Genomic DNA, 16,994 nt, shown 5'->3' on the forward strand with positions numbered 1-16,994 from the left:
TAGTGTGCAGGGATGCTGACTGACTCGGTGGTCGATCTGTACCTGCGGCGGCTGGGCGTGGCCCGGCCTGGGCGGCCGACGGTGGAGGGGTTGTTCGTGCTGCACCGGGCGCACGTCGAGCGGGTGCCGTACGAGACCCTGGAGATTCAGCTCGGCCGGCCGACCACGATCGAGCCGGCTGACTCGGTGCGGCGGATCCTGGCCGGGCGGGGCGGGTACTGCTTCCACCTCAACGGGGCGTTCGCCGCGCTGCTGACCGCGCTCGGATACCGGGTGACGTGGCACGTCGGCGGGGTCCAGGCCGACCCGGCCAGGCCGGCCGGGGCGGACGCCAACCATCTGGCGCTTACGGTGGAGTGTGAGGGCAGGCGCTGGTTCGCGGACACCGGGCTCGGGGATGCGTTGCACGAGCCGCTGCCGCTGGGCGAGGGGACGTACCGGCAGGGACCGTTCACCTTCGGGCTGGGGCCCTCGGTGGTCGCGCCGGGCGGCTGGCGTTTCAGCCACGACCCGCGCGGCTCGTTCCCCGGCATGGACTTCCGGCAGGAACCCGCCACGCAGGCGGACTTCGTAGAGCGGCACACGTGGCTCTCGACTTCCCCCGACTCCCCCTTCGCAGGCCCGTCCTGCGCGCTGCGCCGGGACGCCGGGGGGACGGACACGCTGCGCGGCCTGGTGCTGGCCCGCACCGGCTCGGCCGGTCGTACGGAGACCGAACTCCTGGAGCCCGCCGACTGGTTCGCCGCTCTCGCGGACGTCTTCGGTCTCACCCTCCCCGAGCTGGGCCGGGCCGACCGCGACCGCCTGTGGCGCAAGGTGCACTCCGCCCACCTGGGGTGGGTCGCGGAGCAGGCGGTCGCGGCCAGGACGATCAGCGGGTGACCTCCCAGCTGAGCGAGTCGGTGAGGCTTGCCCGCAGTTCGGGATCGCGGACGGCCGTGGTGGGGTCGGTGGCCACGGCGGTGAGCCGGTGCGAGCGGCCCTTGGGACCGGTCAGCTTGAGTTCGGTGAGGGCGAGCGCGCTGCGATCGCGCAGACCGGTCAGTTCACGGCCGTCCAGGTACCAGCGCAACTGCGTTCCCGCCACCGGCAGTTCGATGCTGAGCCGGTCGACGGGGCTGAGCCGGGCCGAGGTGGGAGTGGCGCTGGCCAGGGTGTTGGCGTAGCGGTAGAACCCGGCGATCATCGCCTCTCGGCCGGGAAGGTTGAACTCCCGGCCGAGCGACCGCATGATCGAGTTGTCGGTCGGCCGGTACAGCCCCTCCGGATAGTAGCCACCCCCCAGGTAGGCGCCGACGGCGCCGCCGTCCGGCGAGGTCTGGCCGAGCCAGCGGTACCACTTGGTGCGGCTGCGTCGCAGCTGGTCCGCCGTCTGCTTGGTGATGTTGGACTCGTTGGGCTCCTTGCCCTGGTAGGTGCCCTGGCCCTGGTAGAAGTACTCGTCGGCGAGCTTGCCGAGCGAGTGCCCGGTCTCGTGCACGGCTATCTGTCCGGACTGGGCGTTGCCGCCCGCCACCGTGGCGATCCCCGAGTAACCGAGCGGCGAGACCACGTCGTTGTAACCCGCGCCGCCGTACTTGGTGCTGTTGGCCACCACGACCACGAGATCGGCCTGCGGGGCCTTGGCCGCGTACCGCTCCACCGCGTCGGTGTCCACGCAGAGCAGTCGCTCGACATCGTCGCACCAGAAGTACGAGCCGAGCGCGGTCTGCCGCACGGTGGCCTTGTCCGGGTCGCCGCTCACCCCGGACTGGGCCGAAACGGCTTCCACCGCCCAGACGTTGAAGAGTCCCCGGTACGACTTGTACGGCTCGACGGCCGAGATCTCCTGCCACTTGGTGGCGGCGTCGGTACGGAACTTCGCCTGCTGGTCGGCGGTGTAGCCGTCGCCGATCATCACGATGTCGAGCTTGGCGGCGGTGGGACCGCTCTGCACGATCGGGGTCACGGTGCCGTCCGCGGCCACTCCCGCCGCCGCCGAGAACGCGGGTGCGGCGGTGAACGGGGAGGCCGCCGGGGCCTCGGCGCGGGAGATGGTGCCGTCCTCCGCGAAGCTCTCGACCTGGTACCCGGGCCGGGTCACCGGGGCGGGGGCCGCCGCGACGGGCGTGCTGCCGAGCGCGGCCAGGGCGAGGGCGCCGGCCAAGGCGAGGGTGCTGGTTCTGCTGCGATGCACGAGGGTCCCCCTCGGGAGATAAGTTGACGATTAATCAGACTTAAGTGGTGAGTTAATGTAGGGCACCCACCGGGGCCCCGACAATGGGTCGGACGCCGCTGGCAGCCACCACCGGCGGACGACCTGGGAGGACGTGGGCATGACGGTGCGGACCGACGCCGCCGCGATCGGACAGCGGTTGCAACAGCTGCGCCGGGAACGCGGATTGACCCAGCGCGCGCTGGCCGGCGACGGGTACACCGCCGCGTACGTCTCCACCCTGGAGGCGGGCAAGGTCCGCCCCTCCGAGACCGCCCTGCGCTACCTCGCCGAGCGGCTCGGCGTCACCCCGGACGAGCTCTCCACCGGCCGCCCGGCCCAGCTGGCCACCGAACTGCGGCTGGCCCTGACCGAGGCACAGGCCCTGCTCGCGGCCGGACAGCCGGGACCGGCGGGTGAGGGGTTCGCCGCCGTGCTGGAGCGGGCCGAACGCGAGGAGGTCACCGCCGTCCGCCCCGCCGCTCTGCTCGGGCTCGGCGAGTGCGCCCTCGAGAGCGGGCGGCTGGAGCAGGCCAGGGAGCACTTCGAGGCCGCCGAACTCCTGCTCGCCGACCAGCCGCTGCCGCAGCGTGCCGCCGCCGTCCGGGGCCGCGCCGTGGCGTACCTGCTCTCCGGCGAACTCCGTTACTCCTGCTACCTGCTGGAGACCGCGATCGACCAGCTGAACGCCGCCGGACTACCCGACCCGGACGCCCTGCTGCTGCTCTACGCCGCCGTGATCGGCCCGTACATGGACATGGGCGCGCACACCCGCGCCGCCCAGGCCGCCGAACTGGCCCTCGCGCTGGCCCCCACCGCCACCGACCCTGCGCTGGTCGCGGGCCTGCACCGCAGCGTCGCCCGCACCCTGATCGCCGCCGGGCGGATCACCGAGGCGGACGCCTCGCTGGCCCGCGCCCAGCAGCTCTACCAGCGCCTCCGGCTCAGCTCCGATCTGGCCAAGTGCCACTGGATGCGCGGCTACGTGCACTCCCAGGCGGGCCAGTTGGAGCAGGCCGAGCACGAACTGCGCACCGCCCGCGAGATGCTCGCCGTCCAGCAGGCCGAACTCTTCACCCACCAGGTGGACGTTGAACTCGCCGACGTGCTCCGCCGCCGGGGACGCCACCAGGAGGCCGGCCGTCTGCTGCACGCCCTGCTCGACCGGCTCGGCCCGCACCGTGGGGCCGTGCACGCCGCCGGGGCGCACCGTCTGCTCGGCCTGATCGCCGAGGAGCACGGCACCTCCGAGGACGCCGAGGAGCACTACGTCCGCGCGCTCTCCCTGCTCGAACAGACCGGAGCGGCAGGCGATCTGGCCGACCTCTGCCGCCTGCTCGGCGACCTGTACCGTCGCACCGGCCGGACCGCCCTGGCCCTCGACGTCTACCGCACCGGCCTCGGCCACCGCGCCGCCCCCGGCACCACGACCCTCGGGCCCGGCCCCGCCCAACCCCCCACCGGTTTCCCCGAGTAGCGCACGACGGTCCGGCACAACGTGAGCGGCCTCCCCCTCACGGCAGACCGCCGTCAGGCGAACAGCCGCAGCCGCTGCTCCGCCACCCCCACCCGGACGGTCTGGCCCCAACTCAGCTGCAGCGCGTCCGACTCCACCCCGTCCCCGAAGGCGATCAGCCGGTCCGACTCCACGGTCAGGGTCAGCCCCTCGCCGAGCGACAGCACCCCCTCCACCTGCGAGGTGCCGGTGGCGGGCGAGGGCCAGGCCTCCCGGACGAACCAGGCCACCGCGGGCGCGGTCGGCCCGGGCAGCGGCAGCGCGCTGCGCCGCTCCAGCGCGGCCGAGCGGCACCAGCCGGTCGCCCCCGTACCCGTGCCGACCAGCACGCCCGAGGACGCCTGCGCCTCCTCGGGGCCGTCCCCGGCGGCGAGCCGGTAGCGGGAGGTCTGGTGGCCGCTCTGACCGAGGTAGATCTCGTTCAGCGCGAGCAGCCGCTGGGTGTCGTCGGCAACCGCCTCCACCATCGTGCGCTCCTCCAACTCCCGCTCCCCGCTCGGTCCGACGGCGGCCCGCAGCAGGCGACCCGCCTGCTCGGGCCGGTGCCTGACCAGGACGCCGGGGTTGCGTCCCGGCTCGGTGTCGATGCCGATCACCGGCTGGCCGGTGAGGTACTTGGCCGCGTTGGCCACCAGGCCGTCCTGGCCGACCACGACCACCAGGTCCTCGGGGGTGAACAGGAAGCGGTCCAGGTCGGCGCGCTCCACCCGGCTGCGCCGCCAGTCCAGCGGCACCGCACCCGCCACCTCGGCGAGCGCGGCCAGCGAACGGTGGTGGCGCTCCTCCACCTCCGCGAGCGAGCGGCCGCGCGAGCCGGTGAAGAAGGACGCCTGACCGCGCGAGCCGTGCCGGGCGAGCAACTCCTCGTACTCGCTGCGGCGGTGCACCAGCACCACCCGGGGTGCCAGGCTCACCGGTCCGCGCCGAGCCTGGTCAGCAGGCCGGTCAGCACGTCGGGGGTGAGCGTGATGCTGTCGATGTTCGGCAGGTGCTCGGCCAGCCTGATGAGCGCGAGCGCCCGCAGCACCTCCGGACCGGCCTGTTGGTGCGCCGCCAGCCAGGCGCCCTCCGCCTCGGCCTTCGCCGCGCCCAGATCCCGGTCGGAGTCGGCCTGGGCAGCGGCCAGGATCCGGGCGGCCTCCGCCTCGGCGGCGGCGAGCCGGGTACGGCGGACCGCCTCGGCCTCGGCCCTGATGCCGTCGGCGGCCGCGTTCTGCTCGGCCAGCCGGCGGGCGTTCGCGCCCTGCTGCTCGACCAACTGCTCCTCGCGGCGGGCCAGTTCGATCTGGCTGGCGAGCTCGTTCTCGGCGATCGCGCGCTCCCGCTCGACCGCCACGGCACGCCGCTCATAGGTGGCCCGGTCGGCGTCCTGCTGGACCTGCTCGCGGGTCGGGGTGCGCAGCGCGCGCTCCATCTCCGCCTCCGGCCGCAGCGCCGTGATCCGGACCGCCACCACCGAGAGCCCGGTCTCGGAGAGCCGCCGCTCGTCGGCCAGACCCTCACCGATCCGGTGCCGGAGTGCGGTGATTCCGTCGGCCAGTGCCTCGGCGAGCGAGGTGCGGGCGATCAGTTCCAGCGCGTACTGCTGGGCGATGTCCGTCAGCAGGGTGCCGAGCTGGTCGAGCGGTTCGGCCCGCCAGCGTCCGGTGTCGGGGTCGATACCGAAGTCCACCCGGGTCGCGGCCACCGAGGCGTCCACGATCCGGTAGGTCACGGTGGCCTGCACGGTGAGGTCCTGGAAGTCGGCCGTCCTGGCGTGGAACAGCATCGCCAATTCGCGGTCGTCGGCGGGCACTTCGGAGATCGCTGCGGTACGCGGCCGGAACCAGAACGCCAGCCCGGTCCCGTCGTGCGCGAGCTTCCCCCCGCTCAGGTGCCGTACGTGCGAGGTCGGCGCGGCCCGCAGATGCCGGAAGCCGAAGCGCCTGGTGATGTCGGCCATGGGGTCCCCCTCTGGAACAGCCTTAATCGTCCCCCTGACGATAATGGCTCCCCTCCGTTATCGTCAATAGGACGAGAAAGGCGGACTTAGTCCATCGGGTCGTCCTCGCCGTAGGGGCGCAGCCGCAGCGTCCTGGCATCGGACTCGCGGATCTGCTCGGCCCGGTCCACCAGCTCCTCCAGGTTGTCCCGCCCCGCGTGGATGAACCGGCCGTGCAGCGCGTCGAACCGCCCCCGCGCCGCGTCCACGGTGACCGCCACCATGTACGGGATGCTGCCCCACGCCTTCATGTCCCGGAACATCGGCATGCCGGCCGTCATCTCGGTCTGCACCGCCCCCGGGCTGATGTCGAGCACCACCACGTGGTGCGCGGCCAGCGAGTCGGCGATGTTGTCGGAGAGCTGGAGCAGCGCCCCCTTGGAGGTGGCGTACGCGGTGTACCGGCCGTCCGGCCGCAGCGCGAACCCGGAGTTGAGGTTCACCACCCTGCCCCCGCCGCGCTCGACCATCCCCGGCAGCACGCTGCGCAGCAGGTTGTACGGGCCGCGCAGGTTGGTCTCCACCACCTGCCACCACTGGTTCGGATCGGTCTCCCAGACCGGCACCTCCTCCCGGTCCACCTGACCCGCGTTGTTGACCAGCAGGTCGACCGGCCCGAGATCCCGCTGGACCGCCCGGACCGCCTCCCGCACCGCACCCGGCCTGGTCACGTCCGCCGACACCGCGACCCCGCGCGCGCCGTGCCGCACGCACTGCCGGAGGGTGTCCACCAGCGTCGCGTGGTTGCGGCCGACCAGCCCCACCGCCATCCCCTCGGCGGCCAGCCCGATGGCGATCTCCCGCCCGATCCCGCGGCCCGCCCCGGTGACCAGCGCGACCTGCCCTGCGAGTGATCCCGTAGGCATGCGTACCTGCTCCCTCCTCGCCTGCTCCGTGTTGTCCGGTCCCGATTCTTCGGTCCCGCCGGCCGCCCGGAGCGGACCACCGGGGCCGACCGGGCCACCTGTCATCCGATCGGCTCAGCGGCCACCCCGTACCGCCCGACGCATCCGCCCCGGACCTGCCGACGCAGTCGCCCCGTACCGCCCGACGCATCCGCCCCGGACCTGCCGACGCAGTCGCCCCGTACCGCCCGACGAAGATCACATCCCGGACCGGAGATGAACTCGCCGGTAGCCGGGTAGTACCGTCGTCCGGGCGGCACGTACGGCCACGACACCGGCGCGCCCCGTCGTAACGCATGCTGGGCACCCCCAGCTCCACCGTGAAGAGGGCAACTGAGTGAGTGACATCGCGCGCGTCGGAGTAGTCGGCTGCGGCCTCATGGGGTCGGGCATCGCTGAGGTCTTCGCCCGCTCGGGCCTGGATGTGCTGGTCTCGGAGGCCAGTGGGGAGGCCCTGGAGCTCGGCCGGACCCGGCTCGGCAACTCGCTCGCCACCGCCGTCCAGCGCGGGAAGCTGACGGAGGAGCAGCGCGCCGAGACCCTCTCCCGGATCGCCTTCACCACCGACCTGGGCGACTTCGCCGACCGCGACCTGGTGGTCGAGGCGGTGGCGGAGCAGGAGGAGATCAAGAACAAGATCTTCCAGACCCTGGACCAGGTGATCGAGCGCCGGGACGCCATCCTGGCCTCGAACACCTCCTCCATCCCGATCGTGAAGCTGGCCGCCGCCACCTCCCGTCCGGAGCAGGTGATCGGCCTGCACTTCTTCAACCCGGCCCCGGTCCAGCGCCTGGTCGAGGTCATCCCGACCCTCACCACCTCCGCCGAGACCACCGCCAGGACCGAGAACTTCGCCGTCCAGGTGCTGGGCAAGGAGCCGATCCGGGCCCGCGACCGGGCCGGTTTCGTGGTCAACGCCCTGCTGGTGCCGTACCTGCTCTCGGCGGTCCGGATGTTCGAGTCGGGCGTCGCCACCGCCGCCGACATCGACAAGGGCATGGAGGCCGGCTGCGCCCACCCGATGGGGCCGCTGCGCCTCTGCGACCTGATCGGCCTGGACACCATCCTGTCCATCGCGGACAGCATGTACCACGAGTACAAGGAGCAGCTCTACGCCGCTCCCCCGCTGCTCTCCCGGATGGTCGACGCCCGCCTGCTCGGCCGCAAGTCCGGCCGCGGCTTCTACGACTACACCGCGAGCGCCTGACACCCGCGCACAGACGGCAGGGCCCCGTACCGCGACCGGTACGGGGCCCTGCCGTCTGTGCGCTACGGCTGCTGGTTGGGCGGCTCCTGGGTGCCGAGCTGTTCGTTGAGCTTCTGCTGGGCGGTGTCGACGTGGCCGCTGTACTTGCCGCCGGTCCTGTCGTCGACCTTGTCCCCGGCCTTGTCGACTCCCGTGCGCACGGTGTCCTCATGGCCCTTGATCATGCTCTTCAGCTTTTCGAACACGGCTCGGTCCTTCCTGTGCGGCGATCGGTCCCTCCAAGGATCACCGCTACCCCGGCCGACCGCATCCGCAGGCGGTTCCGGTGAAGACTCCCGGCCAGAAAATTTACCTCCCGGGTCTACCCGCGTAAACCAGGGGCCCTCCATGATGGCGGGGCGCATCCACCCGAGCTGCTCGGGTGGTCCAACTCCCCCGTCGAGTAATGGAGTTCGCCATGTCCCGAGTTCGTCGCGCCGCCGCTGCGGCCGGTGCCGCCGTACTGGCCGCAGCTGCCCTGGTCGGCCTCGCCGCCCCCGCCCAGGCCGCCCTGCCGACGCCGGTCTCCGCCGCCACCGCCCGGACCTACCTGGCCGCGCTGACCGTCGCCGCCGACTCGCACGCCTCGACCTACGACCGCACCCTCTTCCCGCACTGGACGACCGTCTCCGGCACCTGCAACACCCGCGAGACGGTACTCAAGCGGGACGGCGTCAACGTGGTCGTCGACTCCTCCTGCGCCGCCGTCTCGGGCTCCTGGTACAGCCCGTACGACGACATCACCGAGACCGCCTCCAGCGACATCGACATCGACCACATGGTCCCGCTCGCCGAGGCCTGGCGCTCCGGCGCCTGGGCCTGGACCACCGCCCAGCGCCAGGCCTTCGCCAACGACCTGACCCGTCCCCAGCTCATCGCGGTGACCGACAACAGCAACCAGACCAAGAGCGACCAGGACCCGTCCACGTGGCTGCCGCGGGCCGCCTACCAGTGCACCTACGTGCGCGCCTGGGTGCAGGTGAAGTACTACTACCACCTCACCGTGGACACCGCCGAGAAGTCCGCCCTGACCTCGGTCCTCAACGGCTGCTGACAGCGGCGAGGCGGGGGCACGGGTTCCCTCAAACCCGTACCCCCGCGCTCGTCAGCCCTGCAGTGCCCCCACAGGCACCGCCGGGCCGCCCACGAGACGGCCGCGTCCACCAGGTCGAGCAGGATCACCGACCCGAGCAGGGCCGAGGCCGCGAGGGCCGGCCATCCCGGCGCTCGGTACGAGTCGAGCCGTACCGACGGGCAGTTCGCACACCGGCCGTCCGGACCGGCGGCGGGGTTGACTTCACATATGGGGCACATGACTGGAAAGCCTTCGGTGAATTCCCTTCGTCGCGACAGGAATTGTGGAAGGCCCATTCCTATCAGCTGTTGATGCTGTAGCTGTCCCCGTAGACCTTCCACTTGAGCGGCGGGTTGAGGTCGAAGTTCTTGGCCTTCAGGAAGACCCGCTGAGCGGTGTCCACCCTGCTGGTGTCGCTGTGGGCCTCCTCCTGCTGCATGGCCCACTTCCGAGCATCCAGGAAGGCGTTCAGGTAGGTGGTCTCGTCGCCGCCCTGGGCGGGGGTCTTGGCCTTGGCGAGGGCGCGCTTGCGGATCGAACCGAAGCTGGTGGAGTCGCCGCCGTTGCCGTGCATCACGATGGCGTCGTAGTACATGAACTGGCCCAGCGCGCGCAGGCCGTCGGACTTGCCGCGGCTGACGGCCGGGTCGAAGTAGACCCGGTCGCGCTCGTGGTTCTGGGCCTGCTGGAAGGCGGTGTCCTTGGCCGCGGTGGCCCAGTCGCGCTCGAAGGCGGAGCCGAGGCCGCTGTGCGACTCGGTGCCGTTCACCTTGCGCAGCGCGGGCAGGTACTTGGCCAGGACATTGCCGGGCTTGACCTGGGTGTAGTACTCGACCAGGTCGAGCATGTCGCCGGTGCCGGAACAGAAGCCGATGATGCCGGCGGTGTAGCCGCGGCCGTCGCCGATGTCCTCGATGTACTTGTACTGCGCCTTCCAGTCCAGCGAGGAGTTCTCCGCGCTGGAGACCAGCTTCATCGCGATCTCCTTCTTCGCGGAGTCGTCGAGCCCGACGGCGGCGGCCTGCGAGGTGCCGCCGAGCAGGGTCAGCGAGACGGTGGCGGCCAGCAGGCCGGTGATGGCGGTACGACGGTTCAGCGCGTGCATGGGGCGCTCCGTAAGCCGGGGGGATTAGGAAACTTTCCTAACTGACAGAGATTGAAGCGTGCCGACCGCCCACGCCGCAAGAGCCCGACCACAACTTGCACCAAAATCCCGTAGTTGAGCCCGCAACAGCAGCAGGGCCCCGCCCCCGGCGAACCGGGGACAGGGCCCTGCTGACCTGCAAGAACGACCGTCAGGCGCCGCGCAGCACCGCACCCGTACGGGCTGCGGCGGCCGCCACCGCCGACTCGCGGGCGGCCGTGGCCTCGTCCGCCGTCAGCGTCCGGTCGAGGGCGCGGAACCGCAGCGTGTACGCCAGCGACTTCTTGCCCTCGCCCGCCTGCTCGCCGGTGAAGACGTCGAACAGCCGGAGCGACTCCAGCAGTTCACCCGCCCCGTCGCGCAGCGCGGTCTCCACCTCTACGGCGGGGACGGCGGTGTCGACGATCAGCGCCACGTCCTGGGTGGCCACCGGGTAGCCGGAGACCGGCGGGCCGGAGACCCGGCCGGACAGGTCGGCGCCCAGCAGGTCCAGGTCGAGCTCCATCGCGCAGGTGCGCTCCGGCAGGTGCAGCGCCTTGATGACCCGCGGGTGCAGCTCACCGGCGTGGCCGACCACGATGCCGGCCACCGAGAGCTCGGCGCACCGGCCCGGGTGCCACGGCGCGTACTGCGCCTGGCGGACCGTCAGCTCGACCCCGGCGGCGCGGGCCACCGTGCGGGCCGCCTCGACGGCGTCCGCCCAGGAGGCCGCGGCGCCCTTGCCCCACCAGCCGGACGGCAGCCGCTCGCCGGCCAGCGCGACGGCGACCCGGCGCGGCTGGTGCGGCAGGGCCGCGTCCAGCTCGGCCAGCTGCTCGGCGCTCGGACGGCGGTCGACCGGCAGGCGCGGAGCCACCGACAGCTCCGCCTTGGGCAGGAAGACCGTGCCCATCTCGAAGATCGCCAGATCGGTGTTGCCCCGGCCGACGTTCCGCCGCAGCGCGCCGAGCAGGCCCGGCAGCAGCGAGGTGCGGAGCGAGGGCTCCTCGTCGTTCAGCGGGTTGACCAGCTTGACGGTCCGTCGACGGGTGTCGGCGGCGTCCAGGCCGAGCGCGTCCAGCGCGGCCTCACCGATGAACGGGTAGTTGTTCACCTCGACGAAGCCCGCCGCGGCGAGCGCCACGCCGGTCCTGCGGTGGAAGCGCTGGGCCTCGGTCAGACCACGGCCCGGCGGCACCATCGGCATCCTCGCCGGGACGTTGTCGTAGCCCTCCAGCCGGATGACCTCCTCCGCGAGGTCGTACGGGTCGGTCAGGTCGGGCCGCCAGCTCGGCGGGGTGACCTCGAGGATGTCGGCGCCCGCGACGGTGGCACCGATCTCCTGCAGGCGCCGGGTGACGGTCTCTCGGCCGTACTCGGTGCCCGCGACCCGGTCCGGCAGGTCCGCGTCGATGGCGATGGTGCGCACCGGGTGCGGCGCGGCGATGTCGGTGACGCCCGCCTCGGCGGTGCCGCCGGCGATCAGGACCAGCAGGTCCACCGCACGCTGCGCGGCGGCCCGGGCGGCCTCCGGGTCGACGCCGCGCTCGAAGCGCTTGGACGCCTCGGAGGGCAGCTTGTGCCGCTTCGCCGTACGGGCGATGGTGACCGGCTCGAAGTGCGCCGCCTCGATGATGATCTCGGTCGAGCCGGTGGTGACACCGGTCTCCGGATCGGTCACCGGGTCGGTGATCTCGGTCGAGGCGCCGCCCATGACACCCGCGAGCCCGATCGGGCCGGAGTTGTCGCAGATCAGCAGGTCCTCGGTGGACAGCTTGCGCACGGTGCCGTCCAGCGTAGTGAGGGTCTCGCCCTCGTTGGCGCGGCGGACCTGGATCGGCCCGTCCACCCGGCTGCGGTCGTACGCGTGCAGCGGCTGACCGACCTCCAGCATCACGTAGTTGGTGATGTCGACGGTCAGCGAGATCGGGCGGATGCCCGACTTCTGCAACCGGCGCTGGAGCCAGATCGGCGACTGCGCGGCCGGGTCGACGCCGGTCACCGTCCGGGCCACGAAACGGTCGCAGCCGGCCGGGTCGGCCACCTTGACCAGGTAGCCGTAGCTGTTGGCCGGCGGCACGTCGAGCAGCGCCGGGTCGGCCAGCGGCAGCCCGTACGCGGCGGCGGCCTCCCGGGCCACGCCGCGCATCGAGAGGCAGTAGCCGCGGTCGGGGGTGACGGCGATGTCCAGCACCTCGTCGACCAACTGGAGCAGCTCGATCGCGTCGGTGCCGGGCTCGTACTCCGGCGGGAGCACGATGATGCCGTTGTGGTCGTCACCCATGCCCAGCTCGCGGGCCGAGCAGATCATGCCGGCCGAGGTGTGGCCGTAGGTCTGCCGGGCGGCGATCGGGAACGGGCCGGGGAGGACGGCGCCGGGGAGCACCACCACGACCTTGTCGCCGACGGCGAAGTTGGTGGCGCCGCAGACGATCTCCTGCGGTTCGCCGGTGCCGTTGGCGTCGCCGACGTTGACGAAGCAGTGCCGGATCGGCTTCTTGAAGCCGGACAGCTCCTCGATCGAGAGCACCTGACCGACCACCAGCGGGCCCTTGAGGTCGGCGCCGAGCTGCTCGACGGTCTCCACCTCGAGACCGGCGCGGACCAGGCGGGCGGCGACGTCGCGGCCGCTCTCACCCGCCGGAAGGTCGACGTACTCGCGCAGCCAGGAAAGCGGGACGCGCATCAGATCTCCATCCCGAACGGGAGGGTGAAGCGGACGTCACCCTCGACCATGTCGCGCATGTCGGCGACGTTGTGGCGGTTCATCAGAATGCGTTCCAGGCCGAGGCCGAACGCGAAGCCGCTGTAGCGCTGCGGGTCCACCCCGCAGGCGACCAGCACGCGCGGGTTGACCACGCCGCAGCCGCCGAGCTCGATCCAGCCCTCGGAGGAGCAGGTCCGGCAGGGGCGGTCCGGGTTGCCGACGCTCTCGCCCCGGCAGACGAAGCACTGCAGGTCGATCTCGGCGCTGGGCTCGGTGAACGGGAAGTACGAGGGCCGCCAGCGCAGCTCCAGGCCGCCGCCGATCAGCTTCTCGACCAGCAGCTCGATGGTGCCCTTGAGGTCGGCGAAGGTGATGCCCTCGTCCACCGCGATGGCCTCGACCTGGCGGAACACCGGGGTGTGGGTCGCGTCCAGCTCGTCGGTCCGGTACACCCGGCCGGGGCTCACCGCGTACAGCGGCGGCTCGCGGTCGAGCATGGTGCGGATCTGCACCGGCGAGGTCTGGGTGCGCAGCACCACACCGGAGTCGGCCGAGCCGTCCGGGGCCTGCACGAAGAAGGTGTCCTGCATCGACCGGGCCGGGTGGTCCTCGTGCAGGTTGAGCGCGTCGAAGTTGAGCCACTCGGCCTCGACCTCGGGGCCCGAGGCGACCTCGTAGCCCATCGCGACGAAGGTGTCCTCGATCCGCTCGGCCAGCGTGGTGAGCGGGTGCCGGGCGCCGCGCGGGGTGCGGTCGTACGGCAGTGTGACGTCCACCGCCTCCTCGACCAGCACGCGGGCGTCGCGCTCCGCCTCCAGCTCGACCTGACGCTTCGCCAGCGCCTGGTTGACCGCGCCACGGGCCTGGCCGATCAGCTTGCCGGCCGCCGCCTTGGCCTGCGGGGGCAGCGCGCCGATCTCGCGGTTGGCGAGCGACAGGGCCGAGCGGTCGCCGGTGTGCGCGACCTTGGCCTGCTTGAGCTCATCGAGGGTGCCGGCCGCGGCGAAGGCCGCGAGGGCCTCGTCCCGGGCGCGCTCGACCTCTTCGGGCTTGAGTGCCTCGACCTCGACCGGGTCGTAGGACTTATTGGGTGCCGACATCTCTATCTTTCCCGTGCTCCTGCTCGTGAAGGGGTGCCTCGCCCGTGCGCCACGCACTGCGTGGCCGGGGCACGGGCAGCCGGTCCCGAGGTGATCAGGAGGGTGTCCGCGGCACAGCCGCGCAGGGCGTCACACAACGCAAAGGTCGAGTGTAGTCGCAGCCTGCGAACCGCCCGCCGGGCCTGGACCTCTACAGCATGAAGTCGGGCACTCCGGCGGGCAGGATAAATCGGAAGCAGGCACCGCCCGAGGGCGCCCGGCTGATCCGGATGGTGCCGCCGTGGGCCTCCACGATGCCCTTGACGATGTAGAGGCCGAGGCCGGTGCCGCCGCGCTTGGAGCCGCGCCAGAAGCGGGTGAAGACGCGCGGCATGGACTCCTCCGGAATCCCGCTGCCCTCGTCGCTCACCGTCACCGCCGTGCCTTCCAGGACTCGTTCTCGACCGGCGCTCTCCACCACTTCCTTGGTGGGCGCGACCTCGATCGTGACAGTTCCCTCACCGTGCCGCACGGCATTTTCCAGCAGGTTGGCCAGCACCTGGTCGAGCTTGTCCGGATCGGCCCAGAGCTGGGTGAGCGGCTGCTCGATCCGGATGTCGAAACGGTCGGTCGCGATGCCCGACGCGAGCTTGCCCTCGACGTGCCGCCGGACCGCGGCGGGCAGGTCTACCACCTGCTTGTGCAGCTCCAGCCGCCCGGCGTCGATCCGGGAGATGTCCAGCAGCTCGGCGATCAGCCGGGTGACCCGGTCGGCGTCCGCGTCCACGGTCTCCAGCATCACCCGCTTCTGACCGTCGGTGAAGCGCTCCCACTTCGCCAGCAGCGTCTTGGTGAAGCCCTTCACGCTGGTCAGCGGCGACCGCAGCTCGTGCGCGACGGTGGCGATCAGCTCGGCGTGGCTGCGTTCGGTCCTGCGACGGGCCTCGGTGCCGCGCAGCGCGACCACCACCTGCCGGACCGGACCGCGCGGCCCCTCCCGGACGTATCGGGCGGAGACCAGCACCTCACGACTGCCGGGCAGTAAGAGGTTCCGTTCCGGCTGCCCGGTCCGGATCGGCAGCCCGCCGTACGGGTCGGTCAGCGGCCACCAGCGGCGGCCGTCCAGGTCCTCCAGCGGGAGCGCCTGCTCCAGCGGCACGCCGAGCACCGCCTCCGGCCGGACGCCGGTCAGCCGGGCGGCGGCCCGGTTGAAACGCACCACCGCACCGGACGCGTCGGCGACCACCAGCCCGTCCGGCAGGTCGTCCAGGTCAAGTTCGGCGCCGTCACCGGCCATGGGTGCCCTCCCCTCAGTCCCTCCGGCGCTCGGCGAGCGGCGTCGCGACGCCGGTACACGCACCTCGACGCCACTCTTCACCCACTCACCGACCGCCGGAGGGCCTTACCCACCGTGCACGTGCCCCCACTGTCCGACCCTAGCGCTCCTACCCCTTCGCGCGACACCCTCCGGCAGACCGCTGGGCGCGCGCGGAGGCGTAGAGGCACACGGCGGCGGCCGTGGCGAGGTTGAGGCTCTCCGCGTGCCCGTGGATGGGCACGCGCACCACCTCGTCCGCGAGTGCGCGGGTCTCCTCCGGCAGGCCCCAGGCCTCGTTGCCGAAGACCCAGGCGCCGGGCGCGCCGAGTGTCCCCTCGTCCAGCTCCTGGTCCAGGTCACGGTCGCCCGCGCCGTCGGCGGCCAGCACCCGGACGCCGGCCTCCCGCAGCCGCGCCACCGCCTCCTCGACCGGCACCCCGACCGCGAACGGCAGGTGGAACAGGCTGCCCACCGAGGCCCGGACCGCCTTCGGGTTGTACGGGTCCACCGAGGCGTCGGTGAGGATCACCGCGTCCGCCCCGGCCGCGTCGGCGGTGCGCAGCACCGTGCCCGCGTTGCCGGGGTCGCGCACGTGCGCCAGCACGGCGACCAGCTGCGGCTCCATCGCGAGCACCTCCTCGAAGGGGGTGTCCAGGAACCGGCAGAGCGCCACGATGCCCTGCGGGGTGACGGTGTCGCAGATCTCCCCGATCACCTCGTCCGTCGCGGTCAGCACCGGCAGGCCCTCGGCCAGCGCCGCGTCCACGATGTCGGCGTGCCGCCCGGCCGCCTCCTGGGTGAGGTAGACCTCCACCACCGCGTGCTCCCCCGAGCCCGCCAGCCGCCCGTACGCGACCGCCTCGCGCACCGCCTGCGGGCCCTCGGCCAGGAAGCGCCGCTCCTTGCTCCGGTGGTTGCGCTTTGCCAGCTTGCGGGCGGCGATCACGCGGGGGGAGCGCAGGGAGGTGAGCAGGGGGGGTTCGGTGCTCTGCATGGTCTCGTCTCTGGGTGACGCGGTGACGGTGTGTCGCGGTGACGGTGTGTCAAGAACGGCGAAAGCACGCAGACCCGCAGGCGAACCTGCGGGTCTGGGTGGGTCAGCTGTGCTGCCGGTCCTCGGAAGGATCAGGCTCAGGCGGCGACGCGCGGGGCGTTGACGTCCTCGGGCAGCGCCTTCTGGGCGACCTCGACGAGCGTGGCGAACGCGCCCGGGTCGTTGACGGCGAGCTCGGCCAGCATCTTGCGGTCGATCTCGACGTTCGCGATCTTCAGACCCTGCACGAAGCGGTTGTAGGTGATGCCGTTGGCACGGGCCGCAGCGTTGATGCGCTGGATCCAGAGCTGGCGGAAGTCACCCTTGCGCTTCTTGCGGTCGTTGTAGTTGTAGACGAGCGAGTGGGTGACCTGCTCCTTGGCCTTGCGGTACAGGCGCGACCGCTGGCCGCGGTAACCGCTGGCCCGCTCGAGGATGACCCGGCGCTTCTTGTGGGCGTTTACTGCCCGCTTGACGCGTGCCACTTCATTACTCCTTGGGTTGGACCACGGACTACTTCACGCGGTCCGTTAAACGAATGGGTCGGGAAGGATCAGCGGATTCCCACGGCCAGGGCCGTGGGGGGCGATCACTTGCCGAGAAGCTTCTTGATCTTCTTCGCGTCGGCCGGGGCGACGACGACGGTGCCGGCCAGCTTGCGGGTCAGCGTCGAGGGCTTGTGCTCGAGCAGGTGGCGACGGCCGGCACGCTCGCGCAGCACCTTGCCGGAGCCGCTGATCTTGAAGCGCTTGCTGGCGCCGCTGTGGGTCTTTTGCTTCGGCATGTCGCCGTATCTCCTCGTCGGTCCGCCCCCGCC

At 71.9% G+C, this 16,994-nt stretch carries 16 protein-coding genes; 4 read left to right on the top strand and 12 right to left on the bottom strand.

Features of this window, described 5'->3' with window-relative positions:
- The first annotated feature begins 12 nt into the window (after nucleotides 1-12).
- Nucleotides 13-882 (top strand): arylamine N-acetyltransferase family protein, encoded by an 870-nt coding sequence (locus ACKUU6_RS04610; protein WP_407987140.1) that lies wholly within the window; start codon nucleotides 13-15, stop codon nucleotides 880-882.
- Here the strand turns inward: ACKUU6_RS04610 and ACKUU6_RS04615 are convergent.
- Nucleotides 872-2,176, bottom strand: coding sequence for a M64 family metallopeptidase (locus ACKUU6_RS04615; protein ID WP_407987141.1), 1,305 nt, complete (start codon nucleotides 2,174-2,176; stop codon nucleotides 872-874). The genes ACKUU6_RS04610 and ACKUU6_RS04615 overlap by 11 nt on opposite strands.
- A 139-nt stretch (nucleotides 2,177-2,315) precedes the next feature.
- Between ACKUU6_RS04615 and ACKUU6_RS04620 the strand changes: the two genes are divergently transcribed.
- Complete coding sequence (locus tag ACKUU6_RS04620; RefSeq protein ID WP_407987142.1) at nucleotides 2,316-3,671, top strand: helix-turn-helix domain-containing protein; 1,356 nt, start codon at nucleotides 2,316-2,318, stop codon at nucleotides 3,669-3,671.
- 53 nt (nucleotides 3,672-3,724) lie between these two features.
- Here ACKUU6_RS04620 and ACKUU6_RS04625 read toward each other — a convergent pair whose 3' ends face one another.
- The 3 genes from ACKUU6_RS04625 to ACKUU6_RS04635 form a co-directional block, all read right to left on the bottom strand.
- Nucleotides 3,725-4,624, bottom strand: a complete 900-nt coding sequence (locus ACKUU6_RS04625) for a hypothetical protein (protein WP_407987143.1) — start codon at nucleotides 4,622-4,624, stop codon at nucleotides 3,725-3,727.
- Nucleotides 4,621-5,652, bottom strand: a complete 1,032-nt coding sequence (locus ACKUU6_RS04630; protein WP_407987144.1) for an SPFH domain-containing protein — start codon at nucleotides 5,650-5,652, stop codon at nucleotides 4,621-4,623. The genes ACKUU6_RS04625 and ACKUU6_RS04630 overlap by 4 nt, the downstream gene beginning before the upstream one ends.
- Nucleotides 5,653-5,738: 86 nt before the next feature.
- Nucleotides 5,739-6,557: an SDR family NAD(P)-dependent oxidoreductase gene (locus ACKUU6_RS04635; RefSeq protein ID WP_407987145.1), complete on the bottom strand. Its 819-nt coding sequence runs from the start codon at nucleotides 6,555-6,557 to the stop codon at nucleotides 5,739-5,741.
- Between the two features lie 376 nt (nucleotides 6,558-6,933).
- Between ACKUU6_RS04635 and ACKUU6_RS04640 the strand changes: the two genes are divergently transcribed.
- Nucleotides 6,934-7,803 carry a 3-hydroxybutyryl-CoA dehydrogenase gene (locus tag ACKUU6_RS04640; RefSeq protein ID WP_407987146.1) on the top strand — a complete coding sequence of 290 codons (870 nt, stop codon included), beginning with the start codon at nucleotides 6,934-6,936 and terminating at the stop codon, nucleotides 7,801-7,803.
- A 62-nt stretch (nucleotides 7,804-7,865) separates the two neighbouring features.
- Here the strand turns inward: ACKUU6_RS04640 and ACKUU6_RS04645 are convergent, their stop codons facing one another.
- Nucleotides 7,866-8,048, bottom strand: a complete 183-nt coding sequence (locus tag ACKUU6_RS04645; RefSeq protein ID WP_407987147.1) for an antitoxin — start codon at nucleotides 8,046-8,048, stop codon at nucleotides 7,866-7,868.
- A gap of 212 nt (nucleotides 8,049-8,260) precedes the next feature.
- Between ACKUU6_RS04645 and ACKUU6_RS04650 the strand changes: the two genes are divergently transcribed.
- Complete coding sequence (locus tag ACKUU6_RS04650) at nucleotides 8,261-8,896, top strand: HNH endonuclease family protein (RefSeq protein WP_407987148.1); 636 nt, start codon at nucleotides 8,261-8,263, stop codon at nucleotides 8,894-8,896.
- A 322-nt stretch (nucleotides 8,897-9,218) separates the two neighbouring features.
- On the opposite strand, the gene ACKUU6_RS04655 is transcribed toward ACKUU6_RS04650, so the two are convergent.
- The 7 genes from ACKUU6_RS04655 to rpmI form a co-directional block, all read right to left on the bottom strand.
- Nucleotides 9,219-10,022: a chitosanase gene (locus ACKUU6_RS04655; RefSeq protein ID WP_407987149.1), complete on the bottom strand. Its 804-nt coding sequence runs from the start codon at nucleotides 10,020-10,022 to the stop codon at nucleotides 9,219-9,221.
- A gap of 190 nt (nucleotides 10,023-10,212) precedes the next feature.
- On the bottom strand, nucleotides 10,213-12,726 hold the full coding sequence (gene pheT, locus ACKUU6_RS04660) for a phenylalanine--tRNA ligase subunit beta (RefSeq protein WP_407987150.1): 2,514 nt from the start codon (nucleotides 12,724-12,726) through the stop codon (nucleotides 10,213-10,215).
- Nucleotides 12,726-13,847 (bottom strand): phenylalanine--tRNA ligase subunit alpha, encoded by a 1,122-nt coding sequence (gene pheS / locus ACKUU6_RS04665; protein WP_407987151.1) that lies wholly within the window; start codon nucleotides 13,845-13,847, stop codon nucleotides 12,726-12,728. Before pheS ends, pheT begins: the two co-directional genes overlap by 1 nt.
- Nucleotides 13,848-14,037: 190 nt before the next feature.
- Nucleotides 14,038-15,123 (bottom strand): sensor histidine kinase, encoded by a 1,086-nt coding sequence (locus ACKUU6_RS04670; RefSeq protein ID WP_407987152.1) that lies wholly within the window; start codon nucleotides 15,121-15,123, stop codon nucleotides 14,038-14,040.
- A gap of 148 nt (nucleotides 15,124-15,271) precedes the next feature.
- Nucleotides 15,272-16,138, bottom strand: a complete 867-nt coding sequence (locus tag ACKUU6_RS04675; RefSeq protein WP_407987153.1) for a TrmH family RNA methyltransferase — start codon at nucleotides 16,136-16,138, stop codon at nucleotides 15,272-15,274.
- A gap of 137 nt (nucleotides 16,139-16,275) precedes the next feature.
- Nucleotides 16,276-16,662: a 50S ribosomal protein L20 gene (rplT, locus tag ACKUU6_RS04680; RefSeq protein WP_184911856.1), complete on the bottom strand. Its 387-nt coding sequence runs from the start codon at nucleotides 16,660-16,662 to the stop codon at nucleotides 16,276-16,278.
- A gap of 104 nt (nucleotides 16,663-16,766) precedes the next feature.
- A complete protein-coding gene (gene rpmI / locus ACKUU6_RS04685; RefSeq protein ID WP_329486877.1) occupies nucleotides 16,767-16,961 on the bottom strand; it encodes a 50S ribosomal protein L35 in 195 nt (64 codons plus the stop codon).
- Between the last annotated feature and the right edge of the window lie 33 nt (nucleotides 16,962-16,994).

This window comes from Kitasatospora sp. CMC57 (assembly GCF_045866025.2).
Lineage (GTDB): Bacteria > Actinomycetota > Actinomycetes > Streptomycetales > Streptomycetaceae > Kitasatospora.